The sequence below is a fragment of the Ruegeria sp. AG1 genome (assembly GCF_056541705.1).
This window is the reverse complement of the sequence record NZ_JBQFYU010000012.1, coordinates 37,664-60,964: the sequence shown is the minus strand read 5'-3', so window position 1 is coordinate 60,964 and position 23,301 is coordinate 37,664. Positions and strand designations below refer to the sequence as shown.

Genomic DNA, 23,301 nt, shown 5'->3' with positions numbered 1-23,301 from the left:
ACTCGGCTTGATCTGGCGGCGACCCAAGGGAAAGGTCAAGCCTTAACGGCGCTTTAAACTCTGCCATATCCAGATCACCAGCAAAGCGCCCAGCACCGCCCCCACAAAACCGGACAACCAGCCGGAAACGGTGATCAGTGCACGCAACAGGAACCCGCCGACCAAGGCACCGACGATACCAATCAGCATGGTCGTGGGAATATCGGCCTCGATCCGCATCAGGCGGGTGGCGAGGAACCCTGCGGCGGCTCCGATCACGATCAGGGCGACAACGGGCATGTCACTTCCTCCAATGGGTCGGCACGATGATCAGCGCACCGATTGAAGATAGAACCGCGTCCAGCCCAGGCGGGCCAAAGCTGATGCCAAACATGATGCGGACGAAGTAGAACAGGAACGCGCCGCCAACACAGATGATGATGGACTGCAGGTAACCGTTATGGGTGAATTCCGTCTTCTCGGACAGGTAGCCGACAATCCCGGCAATCACGACGGTGCCCATCAGGACCATGAACATCTGTCTCTACTCCGACGTCAGGCGGGTGCCGACTGGAATGGGCCAGCCCCGCAGAAAGGTTTCCCTATCCTGCGCGCCTTTGCCTGCCCGTTGCAAGCGCAACAGTTCAACCGCGCCCTGCCCGCAGGCGACATGCAATTCGGGTGTCAGGACCTCTCCCGGAGTGCCCTGCCCCTCGGCCACGCGCGAGGCAAGCAGCTTGAGCCTCGCGCCTTCCATCTCGGTCCACGCTCCGGGAAAGGGCGACAGACCCCGGATTTGGCGATCGACCTCAACTGCGGGTCTGGACCAGTCGATCCGCGCCTCGGATTTGTCGATCTTTGAAGCGTAGGTGACGCCCTCTTCGGGTTGTGGCTGGGGTGCAAGGTCCGGCAGCTGGGTCAAGGCTTCGGTGATCAACGCAGCCCCCATTGTCGAGAGCCGGTCGTGTAGCTGCGCGGTGGTTTCCTCGGCCTCGATCGGCGTGGCTTCACGCATCAGAACGGGGCCGGTGTCCAAACCCGCCTCCATCTGCATGATGCAGATGCCGGTTTCCGCGTCGCCCGACATGATCGCGCGATGGATCGGCGCGGCCCCGCGCCAGCGTGGTAACAGGCTCGCATGGATGTTAAGGCAACCCCGCGTGGGTGCATCCAGAATGGCTTGTGGCAGAAGCAGGCCATAGGCGACGACCACCGCCACATCCGCGTTCAAAGCGGCAAACGCGTCCTGTTCCTCAGGCGATTTCAGCGAGACTGGGTGCCGGACCTCTAGCCCCAACGCCTCGGCGCGCGCATGCACGGGTGTCGGGCGGTCTTTCTTGCCCCGGCCAGCAGGGCGCGGGGGCTGGCAATAGACGGCGGCGATCTCATGCCCCGCATCGACCAGAGCGTCCAATACCGGGACCGAAAAATCGGGCGTGCCCATGAAAATTAGTCGCATCTTCCGCTCCGGTACGATTTCCGGGTGCCGGTCTGAAGCCCGACCTACCCCTGTTTTTTGGCTTTGCGCAGCAGCATGTCTCGTTTGACCTTGCTGAGGCGGTCGAAATACATCCGGCCGTTCAGATGGTCGATCTGGTGCTGCACGCTGGTGGCCTCGATCCCCACAAAATCGCGGCGGTCAATGATGCCCTGTTCGTTCAGGAATTTGACGGTCACGGCCCGAGGGCGCTTTACCTTGGCCGACACGCCCGGCAGATTCGGGCTGGCCTCATCATGTTCGCGCAACTCGATCGAGCTGTGCAGGATTTCCGGGTTCGCCAGTCGTACCACCCGACCGCGCTCGGTCGAGCCATCGACAACGGCCAGACGCAGCATCACCCCGATCTGAGGCGCGGCCAAACCTACACCGGGCATCGCCTCCATCGTGTCGATCATATCGTCCCAGATGGCCCGGATCTCATCGGTGATCTCAGGCACATGCTCGGCCTTGGTCCGCAGGCGTTTGTCCGGCCATGGCAGGCAGGTGCGGACGGTCATGTGCGGGCCTTCTCGCGCTTGAGCTTTTGCATCTTGCGCGTGATCATCTGCCGTTTCAGCGGCTTGAGGTAGTCGATGAAAAGCTTGCCATCCAAGTGGTCGATCTCATGCTGCACGCAGGTGGCCCAGAGCCCATCAAAGGTTTCCTGCTGTGCGTTACCGTTCTGGTCCATCCAGGCCACGTCGACGACCTTCGGGCGCGTGACCTCGGCATATTGATCCGGGATCGACAGGCAACCTTCCTCGTAGACATTGGTCTCATCCGACGAGGCGATGATTTCGGGGTTGAACATGACCAGCGGACGGAGGGCCTCGCCCTCTTCCTTGACGCAATCGAGAACGATCAGGCGATCCAGCACTCCGATCTGCGGCGCGGCCAGACCAATGCCGGGCGCATCGTACATGGTCTCCAGCATGTCATCGGCCAGCTTGCGCAGATCATCTGTCAGATCGGCAACCGGGGCGCAGACCTTTTTCAGGCGAGGATCGGGATGGATCAGAATAGTGCGTTTCATGAGGCTGATTTAGGGTATACAGCCCGTCGCCGCAACGCCCCCCTTGCACCCGCCTGATTTGTAGTTAGCTTTCGCCTCGACAGATGGAGCAAACATGACTTTCAATACCCCAACCGACCGCCGCGGTACCCACAGTTCAAAATGGGACAAGATGGAGCAACTCTACGGCGTATCCCCCGATGATGGGCTGGCGATGTGGACGGCTGATTCCGACTATCAGACCGCGCCTTGCGTGATTGATGCGGTGCGCCGTGCAGCTGAGCATGGGGTCTTCGGCTATTCGTGGAAACACCCTGAATATTTGGCTTCGGTTCAGTGGTGGATGCAAGCCCGCCATGACTGGCAAATCGACACCGATTGGGTGCTGACCTCGCAAGGTTTGGGCAATGCAATCGCCCTCTGTCTGGATGTCTGGAGCGAACCGGGCGATGGCGCTGTGATCTTCACGCCCGTTTACCATGAGTTTGCCCATAAGGTGAACAAATCCGGACGCCGCGTGGTCGAATGCCCGCTGGTGCGCGAGGGCGACAGCTACGCGATTGATCTGGACGACGCGCAATCGCACTTGGACGGGTCGGAAAAGCTGCTGCTGTGGTGTTCGCCGCAAAACCCGTCGGGCCGGGTATGGACGACTGAGGAGCTGCGCTCGGTGGCTGAATTCGCCGGGCGCAACGGGCTGATTCTGGTCTCGGATGAGATCCATCATGATCTGGTTTACCCGGGGGCGAAGTTCGTCCCGATGGATGTCGCAGCCCCTGAGGCCCGGCCTTGGACCGTGACACTTACGGCAGCGTCGAAGACGTTCAACATTGCGGGACAGCGCACCGGCAACATGATTATCCCCGACCCTAAGCTGCGTGCAGCGATGCGCTACCGGCTGGATACGCTGGACTATGAACCAAGCGCCCTGGGCGTGGCCATGATCACCGCCGCCTACACGCCCGAAGGGGCGGAATGGGTGGATGCTCAGGTCGCGCATCTGGATGGAAACCGCCAGCTGTTTGACGCCACGATCGCCGAGATTCCCGGCCTCTGGTCGATGCCCCTACAGGCAACCTATCTGGCCTGGGTCGATTTCTCAGGCACTGGGATGAGCCATGATGAGTTTGTTCGACGTCTGCGTCAGGACGCGCGGATCGCGACCTCATCAGGCCCCGGATTTGGCGCCGGCGGTGAGACTTTCGAACGTTTCAACCTTGCCACCCAACACGCCCGCGTCGAAGAGGCTTGCGTGCGGCTCAAACAGGCGTTCGGAGATCTGCAATAGCAGATGCGCCTGCTGGCCCGGATCACGCTAGTCTTTCTGATCGCAGCCCTTGGCTGGATCGGCTGGCAGATATACGGGCCGCGCCCTCCCGCGCCTGCCATGGCGCCTGACGCGGCACAGATCGATCACATTCTGATCGAAAAATCTGCCCGTCGCCTGACCGCAACGTTGGATGGCGCCATCGTACTGCAGAGCGAGATCGCACTGGGCTTCGCGCCAGAAGGAGACAAAGAGCAGGAAGGCGACGGTAAGACGCCTGTTGGAGTTTTTACCATCGACCGGCGCAACCCGAACAGTGCGTTCCACCTGTCACTTGGGATCGACTACCCTAAACCCGATGACATCGCACGCGCACAGCAGCAGGGCATAGACCCCGGCGGAGATATCTTCATTCACGGGCAACCAAATGGCGTTGTCGGCCTCATCCTGCCCGGAGACTGGACGCTTGGCTGTATCGCTTTGTCCAATGACGAGATGGGACAGCTTTGGAGCCTGACTCCGACCGGAACGACCGTCGAAATTCGACCCTAGATCGCTATGCGTTTGATTTGAGGCGACATACGCTGCCTCTCCCTTCGGTCGAACGCGCCTTTCAATGGACTTGCCTCAGGTAAAACGCAAAACGCTTTAGTCCTCGTGCCCCAGCAGAGCAATCGGAGCATCTGGCGCTCGGTAGAAATCCAGCGGCGCCTTGTCGGAAGCCGCCGTGTTGCGCTTGAACTCATAGCGCATTTCGCCCGCCTCTTCCTCGTCCGCGACGATCAGGCATTGATACAGATGGTTCGCGCCGTCATGGATATCGACTAACCCGCGCAAACGCGGCGTGGTTTCAGCCTCGACTGTAAAGCCATTCTTCCACAATCTAAGAATTTTGAAGTAATTGTCGCCCATTTCCACCCGCAAACGGCTGGTTTTTTTCAAAGTGACGATTCGCGCAGCCTCTAACTCAGCGCTCATTTCCTTGGAAACATAGGTACTCATCAAATTTCCCCCCTTCGATATCTCTTATTGTGGGGGCAAAACTGTAAAAATCCAGTGAAGCCGACCACATAACATCACAGCACACGAAGATGTTGCGCGCACATCTCAGGCCGGTGATGTGCGCAGGTGCAGGCTGTATGCGCGCGGGCTGTCATAGGAAGGCCGGGTTCTGCGCCCTATCTTTGCCGAAACGCAGATACGGAGGACGCGACATGGGCCTGCTGGTCGACGGAACCTGGCACGACACCTGGTATGACACCAAATCCACCGGCGGCGCGTTCAAACGCAGCGCCGCTCAGTTTCGCAATTGGTTGACGGCTGATGGCAGCGCTGGCGCGTCTGGCAAGGGTGGCTTCAAGGCCGAACCCGGGCGCTATCACCTCTATGTTAGTCACGCGTGTCCCTGGGCCCATCGGACGCTGATCTTTCGGGAACTCAAAGGGCTAAGCGATCTGATCTCAGTTTCGGTTGTGCATCCGGACATGCTGGACAAGGGTTGGAGTTTTGAAACCGATGATCACGGCGCGACCGGAGATGATCTATACGGCCTGGAATATGCCCATCAGATCTACACCAAAGCCGACCCCGCCTATTCCGGCCGGGTTACGGTGCCGATCCTGTGGGACAAACAGCAGGAAACGGTCGTTTCGAACGAAAGCTCGGAAATCATCCGCATGTTCAACTCGGCCTTCAACGAGATCACGGGCAACTGCGATGACTACTGGCCCGAGGCAATGCGCGACGAGATCGAAGAGGTCAACGCGCGGATCTATTCGGACGTCAACAATGGTGTTTACAAATCCGGTTTTGCCACCTCGCAAGAGGCATATGACGCCGCCATCCACCCCCTGTTCGACACGTTGGACTGGCTCGAGGACAGGCTGGCCCGAAACCGCTACCTGATGGGAGACCGCGTGACCGAAGCCGACTGGCGTTTGTTCACCACGCTGATCCGGTTCGATCCGGTCTATCACCTGCATTTCAAGTGCAACAAACGCCGGCTGATCGACTACCCCAACCTCTGGGCCTATACGCGTGAGCTATATCAATGGCCGGGCGTCGCGCAGACCGTGAACATCAATCATATCGTGCGGCACTATCACTACAGCCACGACAGCATCAATCCGCACCGTATCATCCCGGTGAACCCGACCCTCGACTATCTTGAACCGCATGGACGGGATCAGCGCCCCGCCGCGTAGTGCTCTACCATCGCCGCCAGATCCTCGGGCGGGGTGCCGCTTTGCACATAGGCGCAGGCATTGGGACTGTGTGCAAAGATTGACCCGTCCGAGAAGAAGGTGGTGTTGGTGACAAAAATTACCCGTGCATCAGGACGGCGGTAGCTGGCGAAATCGGCTACGGCCAGCGCGCTGCCGGTTTCCAAAACCAGATCCAGCACGATAATCTCGAACTCAGAGCCATAGAGCGCCAGTATCGCGGCCTCTTGCCCGGCCACAAGCGTCACCTCGGCACCTTGTCGTTCAAGATGCCTCTTCCAGACCCGACCCAGATCGGGGTTACTCTCAACAATCAAAACTTTCATACTACAACCTCGGCACTTGGTGTGGTGAGTGGTGCCGACCCCCAAGACCTGTGATCACGTCATTTCCTTAACAAAGTGTTAACTCTGTCTGTTAACGCCTCTGATCACGCGGATTTGCTTGTCAAAACGGCGAAAATCCGCTTGAAGCGGGGCGAATACGTCATTTGGGACATGCGGTGGGATGAACGATACCGAACTGAATCCGCGGGCGAAACGCGACCATGGTGGCGGTCTGGATGGGGCCATCGCACAATATGGCGGCGCGCGCAGCGATTGGATCGACCTGTCCACCGGGATCAACCCGCATCCCTACCCAATCGCAGGGCTGCACCCCTCGGACTGGACCGAGCTGCCCGATCATGGCGCGTTCGAGCGGCTCAGCGCAGCCGCCCGGCAATTCTGGAATGTCCCGGCGGAGGCGGCGATCCTGCCCGCGCCCGGAGCTTCAGCTCTGATCGCGCGTATTCCCGCACTGGCGGCGCAAGGCCGGGCGCAGATCACGATGCCCACCTATAACGAACACGCCGCCGCCTTTCGGGCTCAAGGCTGGTCAGTGCAGGAAAGCGGCCCTGCTGAGGCGAGGGTGATCGTGCATCCGAACAACCCAGACGGCCGGGTGTGGCAGGCCAGCGACGCCACCGCGCCTTTGACCATTATCGACGAAAGTTTTTGCGACGTGTTGCCCGGTGCCTCACTGATCCATCTGGCCGGACAGCCCAGCGTGATCGTTCTGAAAAGCTTTGGTAAGTTCTGGGGGCTGGCCGGGATGCGGCTGGGCTTTGCCATCGGTGCATCGGAACTGATTGCCAGACTGAACGACCTGACCGGCCCGTGGGCTGTCTCCGGTCCCGCGCTGCGGGTCGGAACACAAGCCTTGCAAGACACAGATTGGGCAAACGAGACCCGCGTGCGTCTGGAGGACGAGGCCAACCGGCTGGACGCTATGGTTACTGATAAAGGCGCACGGCTGGTCGGCGGCACAAGCCTGTTCCGCCTCTACGAGGTCGAGGATGCAGCCCTCTGGCAAGACCGGTTGGCGCAGGCACATATCTGGAGCCGCATCTTCCCCTACTCCCAACGCTATCTGCGCCTTGGCCTCCCTCCTGCACACGGATGGGATCGGCTGGAGGCCGCGCTGTGAGCATCCCCTTTCTGTTGGTCTGCGCGATGTGTCTGGACGCGGCGTTGGGCGAGCCGGACTGGCTCTGGTCCCGCATCCGGCACCCTGCGGTGGTGATCGGCAATGCCATTGGATGGCTGGACAAGCGGCTGAACCACGGGGCGGGGCGGCGCGCCAAAGGCGTCTGCACGCTGATCCTGCTGGTCGTAGTCGCCTTTGGTGTCGGCTGGGGACTGGCACAGCTGGGCCGAGTTGTTGAGATTCTGGTCTGTGCGATCCTGTTGGCGCAGAAGTCGCTTGTGACCCATGTCCGCGCCGTCGGCGAAGGGCTACACGCCTCGCTTGCTGACGGGCGGGCGCAGGTGGCCATGATCGTCTCACGCGACACAAGCGATATGACCGAGGAACAGGTCGCCCGGTCCGCGATCGAAAGCGCGGCAGAGAACCTCAGCGACGGCGTTATCGCGCCCGCTTTCTGGTTTCTGGTGGCGGGCCTGCCAGGGTTGTTGGTCTACAAGGCCGTGAATACCGCTGACAGCATGATCGGCTATCGCACCGAGAAACACCGCGATTTTGGCTGGGCCTCGGCCCGGTTCGACGACCTGCTGAACCTGATCCCTGCGCGCCTGACCTGCCTGATGATCGTGGCGCTGTCAGGTCAATGGGCGAGTCGGAGGGATATCCTGCTGGATGCCCGCCGCCATATCTCGCCCAATGCAGGCTGGCCCGAGGCCGCCATGGCCCGCGCGCTCGACGTTGCACTGGCCGGGCCGCGCAGTTATGACGGGCGGCTGCGCAACCTGGCCTGGGTCAATGGCGATGCGCGCCGTCTAATCGGCGCGGAAGAGGTTTTCCGCGCATGCGACATGCTCTGGCGTGTCTGGGGGCTTGCGCTTGGCCTCGTCTCAGTGTGGGTTGGGATCAACGTGATCTTCTAAAGGACGCCCCATGCGCTTTCTGTCCGGCCTCATCGCCGCCGCCCTGATGACCTCACCTGCTTTCGCGCAATGTGGCGGAGGGTTCAATTCGTTCGTCAAAGGGCTGAAGGCCGAGGCCGTTCAGCAAGGGTTCGACAAGCCGACTGTCGACGCCTTCTTCAAGGGCGTCCAGCAGGACAACGCCGTTCTGAGAGCCGACCGCGCGCAGGGCGTGTTCCAGAAACCCTTCATCGACTTTTCGCGCCGCTTGATCTCGCAGAACCGGATCGACCGGGGCAAGGCTATGTCGCAGAAATACGATGCGGTCTTCGACCGGATCGAACGCGAATATGGTATCTCACGCGGGGTCCTGCTGGCCTTCTGGGCGTTCGAGACCGACTACGGCGCGTTTCAGGGCGATTTCAACACTCGCAATGCTCTGGTCACGCTGGCCCACGACTGCCGCCGCCCCGAGTTGTTCCGACCCCAGATTTTCGCTGCCATTGAGCTGTATAGTCGGGGAAACTTCGACCCCGCCCGCACTACTGGCGCCTGGGCCGGAGAAATCGGCATGGTTCAGATGCTGCCCCGCGACATACTGGAAAACGGCGTGGATGGGGATGGAGACGGCAAGGTCTCGCTAAAAACCTCGGCCCCGGATGCGCTGATGTCGGGGGGTAAGATGCTATCCCATCTGGGTTGGCAACCGGGCCAACCCTGGCTGCAAGAGGTCACGGTGCCCGCGCAAATGGATTGGTCTCTGTCTGGGCCGGGCAAACCGCGTTCCGTCTCTGACTGGCAAGCGATGGGTGTTCAGGCCCGCAGCGGCTCGTTGGCCAACCTGCCTGCCTCGCTGATCCTACCGCAGGGGCACAAGGGGCCAGCCTTTCTGGCCTATCCGAATTTCGACGTCTATTTCGAATGGAACCAGAGCTTTGTTTATGTCCTTACGGCGGCCTATTTCGGCACAAGGCTAGAAGGCGCGCAGATCTATGACGCGGGCAATCCCGCAGCAGGCCTGAACGGCGCGCAGATGAAGCAATTGCAGAGCAAGCTGCAAACGCGCGGCTATGACGTAGGCAAGATCGACGGCATTCTGGGCGCGGGCACTCGGGCCGCAGTACAGGCGGAACAGGCGCGTTTGGGCCTGCCTGCGGATGCCTGGCCTACGGTTGACTTACTGAACAGACTTTAGACGGGGCGGCACCCCTGCTGGCTGACCAGAACGTCAGCCGGGGCGCATGATTGGCCATTTTCCACCGGTCCGATTTTGTCCCGAAGCCCGTTCGGGGTATGATTTCCTTGTCCATTGCGAGGGAGTTCATTGATGAATATTGAAATACTTCAGCCCCAACCCTTCGACATCGTCGGCCAGACAATCATGATCGCAGGCAACGCCGTTGGCTTTGAAGGCCATCTTTCGATCTCGGTCACCGAAGGTCATGTGGAATTCAATGGAGCCGCGACGGCTGGGGCAATTGCGCTTCGCCAGTTTCAGGCCACGCTGGAAGTCCCTGACAATCCGAATTTCCAACTCGACCGTCTGATCCTGACGGTCAAGGATGACAGCGCCGGTGGTGAGGGCGGGATTCCGACCGTCCATGTTCCGATCTTTTACGGTCCGCGCATTCTGCCGGGATATGTCGGGTATCGGAACTATACCGTCGCGCCTGGAGATACTCTGACCGCGATCTCTGTATCGCAATACGGCAATGCCGGGCAGGTCTCGGTGATCCAAAGGGCGAACGCGCATTTTATCAGCGACCCGAATGTGATTTTCCCCGGTCAGGAGTTGAGGATTCCGATTGTCTGATCGCGCATGAGTAGCGGCAGACGGCTATTGCGCTTCGGGTCTAACTGGATACCGATCACCCTTTTGATCAATCAGAATCAGCCGCTCACCACTTCGCACATAGAGATCGCACCGGCTGAACCCGTTGCGATAGGCGACACAAACGCTGCCATCCTCGGCAATGGAATAGGTTCCAAAGGCGGATTCTCCGCTGGCGTAGGTGTAGGAATAGGCCCCTCCGGCGGAGTATTTGGACTGACCGTCGTCAAAAAAGGTCAAGGTTCGGCCCGCCAAACCGTTCAGCTCTTCAGAGGTCAGAGGCACGTCTCCGGGCTTTACGGCCCATTCGGCGGCAGTAAGAGGGCTGGCGGATAGCAGGGCGAGCAACAGAAAACGTATCATGCGGACACCCTAGCCCGAAGCGTCGTGAAACAGGCATAACGTTGCGGTGAGGGGGATCAGGCGACCATCTGCTCGGCTTTTTTCAGATCGACCGAGACCAGTTGGCTGACGCCTTGTTCCTGCATCGTGACGCCGAACAGCCGATCCATCCGCGCCATGGTCACCGCGTGGTGGGTGATAATCAAGAACCGTGTGTCGGTCTGGCGGCACATCTCGTCCAGCAGGTCGCAGAACCGGGTGACGTTGGCGTCGTCCAGCGGTGCGTCGACCTCATCCAGCACACAGATGGGGGCAGGATTGGCGAGGAAAACGCCAAAGATCAGCGCGGTCGCAGTCAGGGTCTGTTCGCCGCCCGACAGCAGGCTGAGGGTCGAGAGCTTCTTGCCCGGCGGCTGGCACATGATCTCAAGCCCCGCATCCAGGGGATCGTCGCTTTCGACCATGACCAGATTGGCCTCACCGCCGCCAAAGAGATGCTTGAAAAGCATGGCGAAATTCGAGTTGACCTGCTCAAATGCGGTCAGCAGACGTTCACGGCCTTCGCGGTTGAGACTGGCAATACCGCTGCGCAGAGCTTTAATCGCCTCTTCCAGATCAGCCTTTTCACCGTTCAGAGTGTCGAACTCTTCCTGCACTTCCTTGCTGTCTTCTTCGGCCCGCAGGTTCACCGCGCCCATCGCGTCGCGCTGGCGTTTGTGGCGGTTGACCTCTGCCTCGAGCGCATCGGCGGCAGGCATCTGATCCGGGTTCACGTCCAACTGGTTCAGCAACTGGTTCGGGGTCAGCTGCTGATCTTCGGCAATCCGCTCGGCCGCTGCTGTGACGCTTTCCTTCGCCGCATCACAGCGCGCCTCAGCTGCCGCACGGTTTTCACGCGCCTCCGAGGCCAAACGTTCCGCATCTCGCTCGGCCATGACAACCTCGCGCTGCTGGGTTTCGGCCTCGGCAAGCTTATCGGCGGCCTCAGCCCGGCGGGCTTCGGCGGCTTCGATCATCTCGTTCAGCTCTTCCCGTGCCTCGGCGATCTCGGCGGGCGCAGCCATGGCCTCGGAGAGTTCCTCCTCGGACCCCTCCTTTCGGTCGGCCAGTTCGGAAATCCGCTTTTCGGCGGTCTCCAACCGGTGCTTCCAACCGCTGAGGTCTTTCGTCACCTCCTGGCTGCGACGTGTCCGAGCCTCACCTTCGCGGCGCAACTCATCATGGGTCGAGCGGTGGGTCAGCATGGTGATCCGCGCGGCTTCGACCGTTTGCTTGATGTCTTCAACCTGCGCGCGGGCACTGTCGAGGTCGCCCAGTTCGGTCAGCGCGGCTTCGGCCTCACGGAGTTGCGCGCGGGCAGACATGGCGTCATCTTTGTGGCGATCCACAGACAGGGTCAGAGTTTCCAGCTTGCCCTGCGCCAGATTGCGATCCGCCTCGGCGCGCGACAAGGCGCGGGCGGCTTCGGCCATGCGCTGATCGGCCCCGCGGCGCGCCTCACGCGCGCGGCGGTCGGCTTCGGTGACATCGGCCAATTGCTGCGACAGGGCCTCATGCGCGGCGCGGGCCCCTTCGGCCTGCGCCTCGGTGCGGGCGAGTTCCTGTTTCAAAGCTTCCAGCTTGTTCAACTGCTCCAACCGCAAGGCAGCTGCGCTGGGGGCATCTTCGGCCCAGGCGCGGAATCCGTCCCAGCGCCACAGATCACCCGAACGCGACACTAGCCGTTGCCCCGGTTTCAATGACGCCTGCAACCGCGCGCCTAGCTCTGCATCCACCAAGCCGATCTGCGCGATCCGGCGGCTGAGGCGATCCGGCCCTGACACATGCAGCGCCAAAGGTTCGGCCCCTTCTGGCAGAGGCTGATCCGCTTCGTAGCCCGCGACCTTAACCCAACCCGATGGCCCATCGCCCTCAACCAACGGCGCGCGCAAGTCGTCGGCCAAAGCCGCACCCAGCGCCTTTTCGAAGCCCGACGCGACGCGCAGCAGGTCCAGCACCTGCCCGCCTTCGGCGGTGTCTCGTTCGACCAGCTTGGCCAGCGCGGTGGTTTCGGCCCGTATGGCCCCCAACTCCCCGTCAGCCTCGGATCGTTGGGCCCGGGCCTCGGCCTCGCGCGCCTGCGTCTCGGTCCGCATCTCATCTGCGGCAGCCAGAGCTTCCTCGGCCGCTTCGGCAGCTTCGCGAGCCTCTTCTTCACCCTCTTGCGCCGCTTCAAAAGCTTCATCCGCGCGCGTCAGGGCAGACTTGGCTTCGTCCACCGCCAGCCGCGCTTTCTCCTCTTCGCCTTCGGACCGGGCCAGAGTCTTGCGGCTGTCCTCAACCAATCGCTGCGCAGACTGGTGGCGCGCGACCAGGCGGGCCATATCCTCGGTCTGTTGAGACAGGTGGTCTTCGCGTTCCTGCAGGATCGAGGCCGCTTCGCGCGCCACCTCGGCTGCTTCGGCGACTTTCTCGTCATGACCTTCCGCAGCCTTGATCAGCTCGCGGGCTTCCCATTCCAGGCGCTCGATCATTTCGCCTGCATCGCGGTTCAGGCCCGTCTCGCGTTCGATATCGTTGCCGAGTTGTTGAATGCGGTTGGTCAGCGTTTCAATGGTCTGGCGCGCGCGAGTTTCCTGATCCGAGAGCTGATCGCGCTGCACTTGTTGGCGTTGCAGGACGGCGGCGGCGATGGCCTCTTCTTCGCGTAGGGGAGGCAAGGTTTCCTCGATCTCCGCGCGTTTGGCAGCGGCTTCGCGGGCGGCGGCCTCCGCGCGTGAGGCTTCGGTGATCCGGTCGCGCAGCTTGTCTTCGGCAACCTGGCGGGCGATATCGGCCTCTTTCCAGCGCCGATAGAGCAGCATACCCTCGGCCTGCCGCAACTGTTCTCCAATCTCGCGGTAGCGCGCCGCCTGACGGGCCTGACGCGCCAATTGCGCAAGTTGGCCGCCCAACTGTTCCAGCACATCATCGACACGGGTTAGGTTGGCCTCGGTGCCCTTCAGCTTCAACTCGGCCTCATGCCGTCGCTGGTAGAGGCCCGAGATCCCGGCAGCCTCTTCCAGAATGCGGCGTCGGGCGCGGGGTTTGGCGTTGATCAGCTCGGCAATGCGGTTCTGCCCGACAAGCGCTGGCGAGTGCGCCCCGGTCGAAGCATCCGCGAACAGCATCTGCACATCGCGGGCGCGCACGTCCTTACCGTTGGTCTTGTAGGCGCTGCCGACATCGCGGGTGATGCGGCGGATGATCTCCAACTGGTCGCTGTCATTGAAGCCCGAAGGCGCCAAACGCTCCGAGTTGTCCATGGTCAGGACCACTTCGGCAAAGTTGCGCGCGGGCCGCGTAGCCGCCCCAGCGAAGATCACATCCTCCATCGCGCCACCGCGCATGGATTTGGGACGGTTTTCGCCCATCACCCAGCGCAGAGCCTCAAGAAGGTTGGATTTGCCGCAACCATTGGGACCCACTACACCGGTCAACCCATCTGCAATGATCAGATCGGTCGGATCCACAAAGCTTTTGAAGCCGGTCAGTTTGAGTTTGCTAAAGCGCAAAGGCGGCCTGTCCCATGATTCCTAATACAAGGAAGTCTGCGCAACGGATTGGGGCCGAGTCAACGGATATGCGCAGGATATGGGCAATGGACCCGAGTTATCCACAACATCTTGGCAGTTTCACGCGCAATGCGACGCGTGCTAGTAGGGCGTACACTCAAAAACCTGATAGCCGGATTCCCCGGAATAACCATAGTTAACGCATTCATAGGGCCGCAAAAGCAGCGCGCCAAGGATCAGCTTTTCCCCCAGCTCCTGATCACATCCCAACACGCCCAACGTCGCCGCCGCATCCCCCAGCACGTCCAGCAGCGGACAGCCCGAGATCTGCGCCATGGCCAGCGCCGCCCGGTCGCGAACCGGCCCCAGCCGCGGCGCGTATTGAGAGTTCACCCGCACCGCCTCGGCCAGAGGGCCACGCACACGCACGTCAAAGACACTGCCATTCACCGCAACCCGCGTTGCAGGCATATCGCGGAAATGAGGCGAGCCACCCGAACAGGCAGCCAGCAGCAGGATAGGAAGTAAGCGCATCATGCTGCCGTTCTAACGTCGATATGGTTAACGAAGCCTTACTGACCGCCAGCGCGCAGCACCTGCCCAAGGCGCCGAATGCCCTCGCGGATGGTGTCCTCATCGGAGTTTGAGAAACTCAGCCGAAGGGTATTTTCACCACTGCCATCCGGGAAAAACGCCTGACCGGGCACAAAGGCCACTTTGACCGTGTCCAGGGCTCGGGCCAAAAGCGCAGCTCCACTGGTCCCGACGGGAAGCGTCATCCACACGAACATCCCCCCCTCGGGTTTGGTCCAAGAGACACCCGCGGGCATATGGGCCTGCAACGCCGTCAGCATGGCATCGCGGCGTGCGCGATAGGTCTGCCGCACTTTTGGGATGTGGTTTTCGAAACAGGCCTGCGCCACCTGATGCACGGCCATCTGGTTGATCGTGGCCGAATGCAGATCCGCCGCCTGCTTCATCAGAACCAGCTGCGAGATGATAGGTTTGGCCGCCACAACCCAACCAACCCGCAACCCCGGCGACAGGGTCTTCGAGAAACTACCGCAATAGATCGTCCGACAGGCCTCAATCGACCCCTTCCGCGCTTGCTCCAGCGCCAGAATCGGAGGGATCGGCGCACCATCATAGCGCAGCGCCTGATAGGCCCCGTCTTCGATGATCGCACAGTCCAGATCCTCGGCCAGATCCATCAGCGCTTCGCGCCCGCGCAGATCGACGGTTTCACCTGTGGGATTGGAAAAGTCCGGCGAGAGATACGCGAATTTGACCCGTCCCGCGTCTGCGGCTTTTTGGTATTCCTCGGCCCCTTGATTGCCGGGAATGCTGAGCCGATCGAAACGCGGCTCGTACGCATTGAACGCGGAGATTGCACCCAGATAGGTCGGCCAGCCGACCAAGGCGGTATCGCCCGGAGACAAGAACAGCTTGCCCAAATAATCCAGCGCCTGCTGTGAGCCTGAAGTGATCAGGATGTTGTCCATATCACACGCGACCCCGATTGAGGCCATATGGTCGACCAGCCATTCGCGCAGCGGAGCATATCCTTCGCTCACCGAATATTGCAGCGCTTGCGCCTGCCGGTCCGGATCAAGGGCCGTCTGAAAGGCCTGCGCAAACGCGTCCGCCGGAAACAGGGCAGGATCGGGGATACCTCCGGCGAATGAGATGATATCCGGCTGATCCAGGAGTTTCAGCAGCTCCCTGATCTCGGATGCCTTCATGTTCTGCGTCCGAGTGGCGAATAGCGGATGTGTGGTCATTGGGCTCCTCCGATCTCAATGCGCGCAGCCTATGCAGACACTAAGTAAAGTCAATAATACTGACCTAATGTTTCACACGATTTGAAGCCCTGTTCTTGAACCCGCACGCGCCCTGTGGTCATATGTTTTGACCAATTTCGGACGACCCTATGCCCTTTCAGAAAATTCAGACCGAGAAGCTATCGATTGCTGTGGTTCGTCAGATTGAGCTGCTGATCCTGCGTGGCATCCTACGCCCCGGCGAGCGATTGCCGTCAGAACGAGAACTGGCCGAGCGGATGGGAGTCTCGCGCCCGTCCCTACGAGACGCCATCGCCGAATTGCAGGAGCAGGGCCTGCTGACCGCAAAAGCCGGGTCAGGGATCTATGTGGCCGAGGTGCTAGGATCTGCCTTTTCGCCAGCGCTGATCCGGTTGTTTGGCAGCCATGAAGAAGCGGTGTTCGACTACCTCTCATTCCGCCGCGACCTTGAGGGGCTGGCGGCCGAGCGTGCCGCGCGTCTGGGATCGACCAGTGATCTGAAGGTCGTTCAGGCGATCTTTGACCGGATGGAGGCCGCCCATGACCGCAACGCCACCCAAGATGAGGCGCAGCTGGACGCGGATTTCCACATGGCCATCATCGAGGCCAGCCACAATGTGATCATGCTGCATATGATGCGATCGATGTACGACCTGCTGCGTCAGGGCGTGTTCTACAACCGCCAGATGATGTTCCAGCAACGCGCAACCCGCGAAGCCATCCTCGACCAGCACCGGGCGATTAACGCCGCGTTACAAGCGCGCAACCCTGCCGAGGCGCGTTTGGCCGTGGAACTGCATTTGGATTTCGTCGAGCGCTGCATGAAGGATCAGCAAAAGGCGGAACGGAACGAGACTATTGCACAGCAACGCCTCATGAACGAGACAAGCCGATCGTGATTGCTTAGCTTTGGCTTTGCATCCCTTTGACGCGTCGTTTCATTGCCTCATAGTCCTGCTGAGTCAAACTGCATTCCTTGAATTGCTTCTCCAGCTTGCGTCGCTTCCAACTGCGGGGCCAGTTAAGTTCATCCAAGGTCGTGAATGCATAGATCTCGCCGCGAATGTGAACCTTCTTCATTCCCAGTTTCTGCGCCATGAAGTCCAGGCAATTTTCCGAGAAGAAACTTATGTGTTGACCGGTTTCAAAGGCCCAATACCACCAGTCCAGACCGGGGACGTTATTGGGATCGAAACAGGTTGCAGAGAAAAAGATCGTATCAAAGCCGAAATCCGAGCGGGCAGCTTCAAGGTGGGACAACGGATTTGGCAAATGCTCTAGCACTTCAAAGGCAGTGGCAACCTGGTACGACGTCCCTGCTTCGGCTTCGAAACCACGTGCAAACAAATTTTCCGCGTAAGGGTCGGACCAGTAGAAATCCACGCCAATATCGCGCAGGCCGCGCACAAGAAGCCCGTAACCGCCGCCGATATCTACGCCCTTTTTATGCTGCAGGTCATTCGCCCACATGGCCATAGAAATAGTCTCAATGTTCCCGAGATTGCGCATGACAATTCCAGTATCTGTCAGCGCGATGGCGTCGCTATAGGCTTCGTTCAACCAGGTCGGACTATCGACCCAGATGTATCCACAGCTTTCGTCGAGAAAGTACCGGGCCGGATGGCGACCAATTACCTTTGATTCAAACAGGAACTTTCCTTCTTGCCCGGTCAGCGGTGAATTCGGCATTTCTTTTGAAGTCCTCTAGATGGGGCAATATTTTGGGCGGCGTGACCGGGTTTCTCGTTCCGCGTTCTTGGATGGCACCGCATGGAAACCACTCAGACAAACACGAAACGAATTCCTGAAACTCAACGAAGCCGCGAGCACTGTTTTGCGATCTAACATAACGACTGGTGGCTATCCAGCGTGCATTAAGTCGACCGCCACCCGCTTGCAGCTTTCAACGCCCAAAGTCGCCACCGTGAGAAATTGACGGGATCAGCCTTCGACAAGCCGGGAAACTCTTTGTCCGCTTCTTTCTTGCTGCGCAAAGCCAAAGGGGTGCCCAAAACGCTACGTGTCAGACTGTTGTCCAGGACGGGTTTCAGGCGCTCCCTCTCAATCACGTTCAGCAACTCAGCGTGATAGGCATCCATTGCCTCGGAACGCTGCCCTTTCCGAAATCTGAACGCACCAATCCGGGCATCAACTGGCACCAATTCGGAGAACCGCAAGAACCGCATCCACAATTCTCCGTCGACGGCAAGTTTGAGGCTTTCATCCAACTGCCCCCCTGCTTGGTCCCACAGGCTTCGTCGCCAATACGTGGATTCCTGCTGAACCCATTGATAGTCGCCTGCCAGAAACCTCGGGTACGATACGCGTCTTGCGCGATGTGAGTGCAAGATATCGCCGGCTTCGTCTATGGTCGTGATACGCCCGGTCAACCAGTTGACAGAGTCGTGCTGACCAAAAATCGACCCTACGGTCGCAAGGCCACCCGGCATCAAGACGTCGTCCGAGTTTATCCATCCCATGACATCGCCAGTTGCCAAGGCAAACCCTTTGTTCACCGCATTGGCCTGCCCCGTGTCTGGTTCCGAAATAATATGGGCAAACGCATCCCGATATCGCTCGGCAATGTCTAGTGACCCATCTGTGCTGCCGCCGTCGGACAAGATAAGTTCAAGATTCGGGTAAGACTGTTCGATCACCGAAACAATCGTTTGCTCCAGGAACTCGGCGCAATTCAGATTGGGAATCACCAAACTTATTTTCGGGATTTCCATTGTCTCAGATCCTTACATTCAAAAACCAAATCTAGATATTCTCATACCAGCAAAGCAACCAGCGCGCTCAAGGCCCCTCTTTCACGGACCGAGGCAAAGTTCATCGTATTAAGTGCTTGGGAATTCTGCGGCCACTTCCCGGTCCGGTATGCTCAGTCTGCGCAACCGATAGCAGCCCGGGGTCGATGAAAAGACGCTTACCCTGTTCCCTCAGCAACTGGTGCAGCATGACATGCTCACACGTGATCATACCCGAAGCGTCACGCGCCGCGTATTCTGCATTCCGCAACGCGTCGGTTTTGTAGATCCCGAGCCCGCCGAAGGCGCTATCAACCTCGATAAGAGGGACGTCGGACGGTATATGGTACTGCCTGGAGTAAATGATTTTGCGTTTCATGCGGCGAAACCAGACGCTGCGCAACATCCTGGGCGGGGTCAAGCTGACGAGTTCCCGCCACGGATCAGCGGCACACCAACCTTCTCGGCGTAGCGCGTAGAGATCATAGTAAACAGGGTGTGAATTTGCGAATACGGCGTCCCACCTTGGGGTTTCCCGAGAAAGCGCGCGCAAAACCTGATCCGCATCCAACTCCGTGTTCGGACCATCCATGTCGAGAACCATCGTGAACGGAAATTGCTTTCCGCAGGCAAACAGATGCTTCAACACGGCATTTCTGGCTGCCGCAATACGCTCGACCCTCTCATCATGGAGCGCGGCCAGGCCCTCAAGAGTAAGTATTTCGACATTCTCATGGGAGGCGGCATAGCTCGCCAAAACCTGATCGGTGCCGTCAGAGTTATCATTGGTTGCAATGATGACACGACTGTCTTCAAGCCGCTCTCTTAGGCTCTGAATGCGCGAGAGGGTCGCACTTAGGGCCGTGCCGCCATCTCGGACAACTCCAAGAATGTTCATAAGGATTTAGGCACTCTCAATCTGGGCTCTGAAACGAAGATGACCCGAAAGCGTGCTTCCGGGTCATCCAAAATAGTACAGAGTGCTATCAGTGCAGCTTTTCGCCAACATCAGCGATTGCCGCGTCGATGAGCTTGTTCGCCTGCGTCGCGGTCATTTGCTTCGCCAGAACGGCGTTTGCAGCAGATACCGCAACCGAGATCGCCTGATCGCGAACCTCTTTAACCGCCGAAGCCTCAGCCGAAGCGATCTGATCCTGCGCGGCAGCCAAACGGCGTGCGATGGACTGTTCCAGATCGACCTTGGCCTGCTCGGCCGCGCGGGCTGCGTCTTCTTTCGCGGCAGCAACAATCGCATCCGCTTGGGTCTGCACTTCACGCTGCTTGCGCTCATACGAGGCCAGCAGGCTGCGTGCTTCTTCATGCAGGGCGCGGGCTTCGTCGAGCTCGGACTTGATGCCCTCGGCACGGTTGTCCAGGGCACCACCGATCATACCGGGGACCTTGAAGTAGATCAGAACCGCGATGAAGACGATGAAGCCCAGAAGGACAACAAAGTCGGTGTTGCCAAGCGAGAAGAACGGGCCGCTTGCCGCCAGCGCGGGGCTGGCTGCACCGACGGTCAGGATAAGGGCAAGAGTGTTCCGCATGTCACTTATCCTTTCATCTGCGCGTCAACGGCACTGTCGATGGCTTTGGCATCTGCCTCGCCGCCCAGTGCGGTCACCAGTTCAACCGCCGTATCCTTGGCAACCACTTGAATGCTTTCCAGCGCACCGGCACGGATGTCGGCAATTGCCTTCTCCGATTCAGCCGCTTTAGCAGCGATTTCCGCATCCGCCTTGGCAATCGCGTCATCCAGACCAGACTGGATCTCGGCGCGGGCTTCCGCTGCGATACGCTGAGCCTCAGAACGGGCATCGGCCAGCGCCTTGTTATAGGCCTCTTCGGCCTCGACCGCCTTGGCCTTCAGATCTTCGGCCGCAGCCAGGTCATTTGTAATGGTCCCCTGACGTTCAGCCAGGATTGCCGCGATGCGGGGCAGAGCCACGCGAGACAGGACCAGAAAGATGACGACCAGCGTAATGACCAGCCAGAAAATCTGGTTGGGGAACCAATCGAAGCAGAGCTGCGGCATCCCGATGGCAGAGCCATAGGAGTCGACGCACGAGCCAGCTACCTCTTTTGTAAGGGGTTCAGTCGCCATGATATCCTCCGTCGGAAACTTGTCTTTACAACAGGTGGGCCGCTATGGCTTGGGCCCACCTGCGCGTAAGGATCAGGTTCCGCAGATTATACGGCGAACATCAGCAGCAGCGAGACCAGGAATGCGAAGATCCCCAGGGCTTCTGCGAACGCGATACCGATGAAGAGGGTTGCGGTCTGCGAAGCAGCCGCCGAAGGGTTGCGCAGGGCGCCGGCCAGGAAGTTGCCTGCTACGTTGCCCACCCCGATTGCGGCTGCGCCGGAACCGATTGCTGCCAGGCCTGCGCCGATGTGTGCGAGATCGCCTTCCATGATGTATCTCCTTACGAATTGGAAGTTTCGATGTTGGGTGTTCGGACCTTAGTGCGACGGATGCAGCGCATCTTTCAGATAAACACAGGTCAGAATGGTGAATACGTAGGCCTGAATGAAGGCCACCAGGACCTCGAGACCATACATTGCGGTGATCGCCAGAACGGACACGGGCGAGATCACGGCAACCGCAGCGAAGCCTGCGAAAACCTTGATAACCGCGTGGCCAGCCATGACGTTACCGGCAAGACGAATGGAGTGGCTGACGGGACGTACGAAGTACGAGATCAGCTCGATGATCGCCAGGATCGGGCGCAGGGCCAGAGGCGCGCTGGAAACCCAGAACAGACCCAGGAACGCGGCACCGTTTTTGACAAAGCCCAGAACAGTTACGGTCAGGAACACAGCCAGCGCCAGCGGGATGGTGACCGCGAAATGCGAGGTTGTGGTGAACGAGGTCGGGATCAGGCCCAGGAAGTTTGCGCAGACAATGAACATGAACAGGGTCATGACATAAGGGAAGAACTTGACGCCTTCCTTGCCGCAGATGTCTTCCAGCATCTTGTAGACGAAACCGTAGGTCAGTTCTGCGATCGACTGCATACGTGTCGGAACGATTGCGCGCTTCGATGTGGGCAGAACCAGAAGCAGAACAACCGCGACGATTGCAAAGAACAGCCACAGGGTCACGTTGGTGATGGTGAACATACCAACAGCGCCGTCGCCAAACAGCGGTTTGACGATGAACTGATCCATTGGGTGGAATACCAGGCTGCTGCCTTCTGCTGCGGTGGTCTCAGTTGCCACGTTCAGTCCCTCTCGTCCTTCTCGGCAGCCGTCGCCGCCATTTGTTTCTCTTGGGCCTCTTTCGCGCTGCGGAGCATAACCTTCACGCCCGCGACAAGGCCCAGCAATGTGAACAGCACCAGGAAAATCGGGATTGTCCCGAGCAGGCTGTCCAGCCCGTATCCGATGCCAAATCCGATCCCCAGACCGGATACCATTTCGATGACCATCCTCCAGGCAAGCTCGCCTCCGGATACGTCAGCATCTGCACGGGGCTTGGGCTGTTTCGCCTTTTTCGCCGCGTCGATCTTGGCCTCAAGCTGCGCCATACGCTGCTTTTGGTCGTCATCGGTCACGGGCGTTTCCCTCGTATAGTCTTGAGGCTAGGTGCTAAGGGGCAAGGGGCGCAGAGTCAACGGGCTTGCGCGCCCGAATTGACGCAGGTTAAAGCATTGATTTAAAATCAATAAACCACCCAGGCGAAATCGCGCAACTGCACAGGCAAAGACCAAAATCAGGCAATCCGCCTAAAATGCCATATTCAACCTTTTGGTTGATCTTTGACTTCCGCGCCTTGGCGCATCCGTCGAACAATGCGCCCATCGATCAGCAAAAGCCCGACAAGGATCGCTGCCATACCAAGCATATGCTCGGGGCGCAGGGCTTCTTGTAACACCCACGTTCCCAGCACCAACGCCGAGACCGGAGCGATGAGGGTAACGGTTGAAATGTTCGTCGGACCCACTTTGGGCAGCAACCAATAAAACACGATGAATGCCGCCGAGGTCAGGACAAATCCGATCATCAGCAGAGACGCCCAGGTCTCAACCCGGGTGACATGGGGCAACCCCTCTTGCCAGAGGGCCAGCGGAGTGATTGCCAGTGTTGCTCCGGTCAGAGCCAAGGCAACCAGAACCACGGGCTGCATATCCCGGAACGCGCGCGCGAAGTTGACCGAGAAGGCATAGCAAACCGGAGCCAGCAGGATCAGCAAAATGGCCCAGAACTGGGAATCGGCCCCAGAGTGCAGAACCGGCAGCGACAGCACGACAATGCCCGCGAACCCACAGACCACGCCCAGAGACTTCAAGAAGGTTGCCCGCTCACCCCCCGGCCAGAAATGCGAGACGATGACCGCGAAGGCAGGCGTCGTTGCATTCACGATACCCGCCACGCCGGCACCAATATGCTGCTGGCCCAGCGCGTAAAACGCGAATGGCGCGGCATAGCTGAGCGCACCAAACCCCAGCAAGGCAATCGCGCGGTTGACTGACAAGCGTACGTTCAGACGGGCGCCAATAACGTAAATCCAGCATCCCAGTGCTCCGAACCCGACCCTTCCCATGGACACGGAGAGCGGCCCGAGTTCGCGCAGCAAAATGGCGTTGAACATGAAGGACATGCCCCAGCCGATGCCGAGGATACAGATCACCAGCCAGTATTTCAGCGGCATTGAGACACCCATTTGCAAGTCACGGCGCAGCATCGCAATGGGCTGCAAATTGTCAAACCGGTTCCT

The 23,301-nt window shown here is 59.6% G+C and carries 28 protein-coding genes; 8 read left to right on the top strand and 20 right to left on the bottom strand.

Translation table 11 applies throughout. The features are described 5' to 3' along the window. Nucleotides 1-42: 42 nt before the first annotated feature. From ACR0B5_RS17810 to def (ACR0B5_RS17790), 5 genes are read right to left on the bottom strand one after another with little or no spacing between them, the layout of a single operon-like run. A complete protein-coding gene (locus ACR0B5_RS17810; RefSeq protein ID WP_170380459.1) occupies nucleotides 43-279 on the bottom strand; it encodes a GlsB/YeaQ/YmgE family stress response membrane protein in 237 nt (78 codons plus the stop codon). A gap of 1 nt (nucleotide 280) precedes the next feature. Continuing rightward, nucleotides 281-517, bottom strand: coding sequence for a hypothetical protein (locus ACR0B5_RS17805; protein WP_170529103.1), 237 nt, complete (start codon nucleotides 515-517; stop codon nucleotides 281-283). A 6-nt stretch (nucleotides 518-523) separates the two neighbouring features. Continuing rightward, the gene (fmt, locus tag ACR0B5_RS17800; protein ID WP_480542279.1) at nucleotides 524-1,438 is read right to left on the bottom strand and encodes a methionyl-tRNA formyltransferase; all 915 of its coding nucleotides are present in this window, start codon (nucleotides 1,436-1,438) and stop codon (nucleotides 524-526) included. Between the two features lie 44 nt (nucleotides 1,439-1,482). Further along, nucleotides 1,483-1,977 (bottom strand): peptide deformylase, encoded by a 495-nt coding sequence (def, locus tag ACR0B5_RS17795; RefSeq protein WP_480542278.1) that lies wholly within the window; start codon nucleotides 1,975-1,977, stop codon nucleotides 1,483-1,485. Next, nucleotides 1,974-2,492: a peptide deformylase gene (gene def, locus ACR0B5_RS17790; RefSeq protein WP_480542276.1), complete on the bottom strand. Its 519-nt coding sequence runs from the start codon at nucleotides 2,490-2,492 to the stop codon at nucleotides 1,974-1,976. The genes def (ACR0B5_RS17795) and def (ACR0B5_RS17790) overlap by 4 nt, the downstream gene beginning before the upstream one ends. 94 nt (nucleotides 2,493-2,586) lie before the next feature. On the opposite strand from def (ACR0B5_RS17790), the gene ACR0B5_RS17785 reads away from it, so the two are divergent. Together ACR0B5_RS17785 and ACR0B5_RS17780 are read left to right on the top strand one after the other, a co-directional pair. Continuing rightward, nucleotides 2,587-3,759 carry a MalY/PatB family protein gene (locus tag ACR0B5_RS17785; RefSeq protein WP_480542274.1) on the top strand — a complete coding sequence of 391 codons (1,173 nt, stop codon included), beginning with the start codon at nucleotides 2,587-2,589 and terminating at the stop codon, nucleotides 3,757-3,759. A gap of 3 nt (nucleotides 3,760-3,762) precedes the next feature. After that, on the top strand, nucleotides 3,763-4,290 hold the full coding sequence (locus ACR0B5_RS17780; protein WP_480542272.1) for a L,D-transpeptidase family protein: 528 nt from the start codon (nucleotides 3,763-3,765) through the stop codon (nucleotides 4,288-4,290). Nucleotides 4,291-4,386: 96 nt separating this feature from the next. Here ACR0B5_RS17780 and ACR0B5_RS17775 read toward each other — a convergent pair whose 3' ends face one another. Continuing rightward, nucleotides 4,387-4,740 carry a hypothetical protein gene (locus ACR0B5_RS17775; RefSeq protein ID WP_480542270.1) on the bottom strand — a complete coding sequence of 118 codons (354 nt, stop codon included), beginning with the start codon at nucleotides 4,738-4,740 and terminating at the stop codon, nucleotides 4,387-4,389. A gap of 212 nt (nucleotides 4,741-4,952) precedes the next feature. Here ACR0B5_RS17775 and ACR0B5_RS17770 point away from each other — a divergent pair, with 212 nt between their 5' ends. Further along, a complete protein-coding gene (locus tag ACR0B5_RS17770) occupies nucleotides 4,953-5,942 on the top strand; it encodes a glutathione S-transferase family protein (RefSeq protein WP_480542268.1) in 990 nt (329 codons plus the stop codon). Here ACR0B5_RS17770 and ACR0B5_RS17765 read toward each other — a convergent pair. After that, a complete protein-coding gene (locus ACR0B5_RS17765; protein WP_170380467.1) occupies nucleotides 5,924-6,286 on the bottom strand; it encodes a hypothetical protein in 363 nt (120 codons plus the stop codon). The two genes, ACR0B5_RS17770 and ACR0B5_RS17765, sit on opposite strands and share 19 nt — an antisense overlap. Before the next feature lie 181 nt (nucleotides 6,287-6,467). Between ACR0B5_RS17765 and cobD the strand changes: the two genes are divergently transcribed. From cobD to ACR0B5_RS17745, 4 genes are all read left to right on the top strand, one after another. After that, nucleotides 6,468-7,427, top strand: coding sequence for a threonine-phosphate decarboxylase CobD (gene cobD / locus ACR0B5_RS17760; RefSeq protein WP_480542266.1), 960 nt, complete (start codon nucleotides 6,468-6,470; stop codon nucleotides 7,425-7,427). Next, complete coding sequence (gene cbiB, locus ACR0B5_RS17755) at nucleotides 7,424-8,344, top strand: adenosylcobinamide-phosphate synthase CbiB (protein WP_480542264.1); 921 nt, start codon at nucleotides 7,424-7,426, stop codon at nucleotides 8,342-8,344. Before cobD ends, cbiB begins: the two co-directional genes overlap by 4 nt. Nucleotides 8,345-8,354: 10 nt before the next feature. Continuing rightward, nucleotides 8,355-9,518, top strand: coding sequence for a lytic murein transglycosylase (locus tag ACR0B5_RS17750; protein WP_480542262.1), 1,164 nt, complete (start codon nucleotides 8,355-8,357; stop codon nucleotides 9,516-9,518). A gap of 132 nt (nucleotides 9,519-9,650) precedes the next feature. Further along, nucleotides 9,651-10,136, top strand: a complete 486-nt coding sequence (locus ACR0B5_RS17745; RefSeq protein WP_475218931.1) for a LysM peptidoglycan-binding domain-containing protein — start codon at nucleotides 9,651-9,653, stop codon at nucleotides 10,134-10,136. A gap of 24 nt (nucleotides 10,137-10,160) precedes the next feature. Here the strand turns inward: ACR0B5_RS17745 and ACR0B5_RS17740 are convergent, their stop codons facing one another. The 4 genes from ACR0B5_RS17740 to ACR0B5_RS17725 form a co-directional block, all read right to left on the bottom strand. Beyond that, entirely contained in the window at nucleotides 10,161-10,517 is a 357-nt protein-coding gene (locus tag ACR0B5_RS17740) for a hypothetical protein (RefSeq protein WP_480542259.1), read from the bottom strand. A gap of 56 nt (nucleotides 10,518-10,573) precedes the next feature. Continuing rightward, entirely contained in the window at nucleotides 10,574-14,029 is a 3,456-nt protein-coding gene (locus ACR0B5_RS17735) for a chromosome segregation SMC family protein (RefSeq protein WP_480542257.1), read from the bottom strand. Nucleotides 14,030-14,170: 141 nt separating this feature from the next. Then, the gene (locus ACR0B5_RS17730) at nucleotides 14,171-14,566 is read right to left on the bottom strand and encodes a hypothetical protein (protein WP_170556367.1); all 396 of its coding nucleotides are present in this window, start codon (nucleotides 14,564-14,566) and stop codon (nucleotides 14,171-14,173) included. A 35-nt stretch (nucleotides 14,567-14,601) separates the two neighbouring features. Next, on the bottom strand, nucleotides 14,602-15,810 hold the full coding sequence (locus tag ACR0B5_RS17725) for an aminotransferase-like domain-containing protein (RefSeq protein ID WP_480542255.1): 1,209 nt from the start codon (nucleotides 15,808-15,810) through the stop codon (nucleotides 14,602-14,604). Between the two features lie 149 nt (nucleotides 15,811-15,959). Here ACR0B5_RS17725 and ACR0B5_RS17720 point away from each other — a divergent pair, with 149 nt between their 5' ends. Next, nucleotides 15,960-16,730, top strand: coding sequence for a FadR/GntR family transcriptional regulator (locus ACR0B5_RS17720; protein ID WP_480542253.1), 771 nt, complete (start codon nucleotides 15,960-15,962; stop codon nucleotides 16,728-16,730). Nucleotides 16,731-16,734: 4 nt separating this feature from the next. On the opposite strand, the gene ACR0B5_RS17715 is transcribed toward ACR0B5_RS17720, so the two are convergent. The 9 genes from ACR0B5_RS17715 to ACR0B5_RS17675 form a co-directional block, all read right to left on the bottom strand. Continuing rightward, complete coding sequence (locus ACR0B5_RS17715; protein ID WP_480542251.1) at nucleotides 16,735-17,520, bottom strand: class I SAM-dependent methyltransferase; 786 nt, start codon at nucleotides 17,518-17,520, stop codon at nucleotides 16,735-16,737. Nucleotides 17,521-17,705: 185 nt separating this feature from the next. After that, a complete protein-coding gene (locus tag ACR0B5_RS17710) occupies nucleotides 17,706-18,563 on the bottom strand; it encodes a glycosyltransferase family 2 protein (protein WP_480542249.1) in 858 nt (285 codons plus the stop codon). A 100-nt stretch (nucleotides 18,564-18,663) separates the two neighbouring features. After that, entirely contained in the window at nucleotides 18,664-19,479 is an 816-nt protein-coding gene (locus ACR0B5_RS17705) for a hypothetical protein (RefSeq protein ID WP_480542247.1), read from the bottom strand. Nucleotides 19,480-19,567: 88 nt separating this feature from the next. After that, entirely contained in the window at nucleotides 19,568-20,128 is a 561-nt protein-coding gene (locus tag ACR0B5_RS17700; RefSeq protein ID WP_480542245.1) for a F0F1 ATP synthase subunit B, read from the bottom strand. A 5-nt stretch (nucleotides 20,129-20,133) separates the two neighbouring features. Then, on the bottom strand, nucleotides 20,134-20,685 hold the full coding sequence (locus tag ACR0B5_RS17695) for a F0F1 ATP synthase subunit B' (protein ID WP_480542243.1): 552 nt from the start codon (nucleotides 20,683-20,685) through the stop codon (nucleotides 20,134-20,136). Nucleotides 20,686-20,771: 86 nt separating this feature from the next. Continuing rightward, nucleotides 20,772-20,996: a F0F1 ATP synthase subunit C gene (locus ACR0B5_RS17690; RefSeq protein WP_005981269.1), complete on the bottom strand. Its 225-nt coding sequence runs from the start codon at nucleotides 20,994-20,996 to the stop codon at nucleotides 20,772-20,774. A 48-nt stretch (nucleotides 20,997-21,044) separates the two neighbouring features. Beyond that, nucleotides 21,045-21,803 (bottom strand): F0F1 ATP synthase subunit A, encoded by a 759-nt coding sequence (locus ACR0B5_RS17685; protein WP_170380481.1) that lies wholly within the window; start codon nucleotides 21,801-21,803, stop codon nucleotides 21,045-21,047. 2 nt (nucleotides 21,804-21,805) lie between these two features. Beyond that, nucleotides 21,806-22,138, bottom strand: a complete 333-nt coding sequence (locus tag ACR0B5_RS17680; RefSeq protein ID WP_170380482.1) for an AtpZ/AtpI family protein — start codon at nucleotides 22,136-22,138, stop codon at nucleotides 21,806-21,808. 185 nt (nucleotides 22,139-22,323) lie between these two features. Then, nucleotides 22,324-23,235, bottom strand: a complete 912-nt coding sequence (locus ACR0B5_RS17675; protein WP_480542414.1) for a DMT family transporter — start codon at nucleotides 23,233-23,235, stop codon at nucleotides 22,324-22,326. Between the last annotated feature and the right edge of the window lie 66 nt (nucleotides 23,236-23,301).

Bases quoted from the DNA above. Each gene is read 5' to 3' on its own strand.
- ACR0B5_RS17810 (WP_170380459.1), bottom strand. From the start codon at position 279: ATGCCCGTTGTCGCCCTGATCGTGATCGGAGCCGCCGCAGGGTTCCTC.
- ACR0B5_RS17805 (WP_170529103.1), bottom strand. From the start codon at position 517: ATGTTCATGGTCCTGATGGGCACCGTCGTGATTGCCGGGATTGTCGGC.
- fmt (WP_480542279.1), bottom strand. From the start codon at position 1,438: ATGCGACTAATTTTCATGGGCACGCCCGATTTTTCGGTCCCGGTATTG.
- def (WP_480542278.1), bottom strand. From the start codon at position 1,977: ATGACCGTCCGCACCTGCCTGCCATGGCCGGACAAACGCCTGCGGACC.
- def (WP_480542276.1), bottom strand. From the start codon at position 2,492: ATGAAACGCACTATTCTGATCCATCCCGATCCTCGCCTGAAAAAGGTC.
- ACR0B5_RS17785 (WP_480542274.1), top strand. From the start codon at position 2,587: ATGACTTTCAATACCCCAACCGACCGCCGCGGTACCCACAGTTCAAAA.
- ACR0B5_RS17780 (WP_480542272.1), top strand. From the start codon at position 3,763: ATGCGCCTGCTGGCCCGGATCACGCTAGTCTTTCTGATCGCAGCCCTT.
- ACR0B5_RS17775 (WP_480542270.1), bottom strand. From the start codon at position 4,740: ATGAGTACCTATGTTTCCAAGGAAATGAGCGCTGAGTTAGAGGCTGCG.
- ACR0B5_RS17770 (WP_480542268.1), top strand. From the start codon at position 4,953: ATGGGCCTGCTGGTCGACGGAACCTGGCACGACACCTGGTATGACACC.
- ACR0B5_RS17765 (WP_170380467.1), bottom strand. From the start codon at position 6,286: ATGAAAGTTTTGATTGTTGAGAGTAACCCCGATCTGGGTCGGGTCTGG.
- cobD (WP_480542266.1), top strand. From the start codon at position 6,468: ATGAACGATACCGAACTGAATCCGCGGGCGAAACGCGACCATGGTGGC.
- ACR0B5_RS17750 (WP_480542262.1), top strand. From the start codon at position 8,355: ATGCGCTTTCTGTCCGGCCTCATCGCCGCCGCCCTGATGACCTCACCT.
- ACR0B5_RS17745 (WP_475218931.1), top strand. From the start codon at position 9,651: ATGAATATTGAAATACTTCAGCCCCAACCCTTCGACATCGTCGGCCAG.
- ACR0B5_RS17740 (WP_480542259.1), bottom strand. From the start codon at position 10,517: ATGATACGTTTTCTGTTGCTCGCCCTGCTATCCGCCAGCCCTCTTACT.
- ACR0B5_RS17730 (WP_170556367.1), bottom strand. From the start codon at position 14,566: ATGATGCGCTTACTTCCTATCCTGCTGCTGGCTGCCTGTTCGGGTGGC.
- ACR0B5_RS17725 (WP_480542255.1), bottom strand. From the start codon at position 15,810: ATGACCACACATCCGCTATTCGCCACTCGGACGCAGAACATGAAGGCA.
- ACR0B5_RS17720 (WP_480542253.1), top strand. From the start codon at position 15,960: ATGCCCTTTCAGAAAATTCAGACCGAGAAGCTATCGATTGCTGTGGTT.
- ACR0B5_RS17715 (WP_480542251.1), bottom strand. From the start codon at position 17,520: ATGCCGAATTCACCGCTGACCGGGCAAGAAGGAAAGTTCCTGTTTGAA.
- ACR0B5_RS17710 (WP_480542249.1), bottom strand. From the start codon at position 18,563: ATGGAAATCCCGAAAATAAGTTTGGTGATTCCCAATCTGAATTGCGCC.
- ACR0B5_RS17705 (WP_480542247.1), bottom strand. From the start codon at position 19,479: ATGAACATTCTTGGAGTTGTCCGAGATGGCGGCACGGCCCTAAGTGCG.
- ACR0B5_RS17700 (WP_480542245.1), bottom strand. From the start codon at position 20,128: ATGCGGAACACTCTTGCCCTTATCCTGACCGTCGGTGCAGCCAGCCCC.
- ACR0B5_RS17695 (WP_480542243.1), bottom strand. From the start codon at position 20,685: ATGGCGACTGAACCCCTTACAAAAGAGGTAGCTGGCTCGTGCGTCGAC.
- ACR0B5_RS17690 (WP_005981269.1), bottom strand. From the start codon at position 20,996: ATGGAAGGCGATCTCGCACACATCGGCGCAGGCCTGGCAGCAATCGGT.
- ACR0B5_RS17675 (WP_480542414.1), bottom strand. From the start codon at position 23,235: ATGCCGCTGAAATACTGGCTGGTGATCTGTATCCTCGGCATCGGCTGG.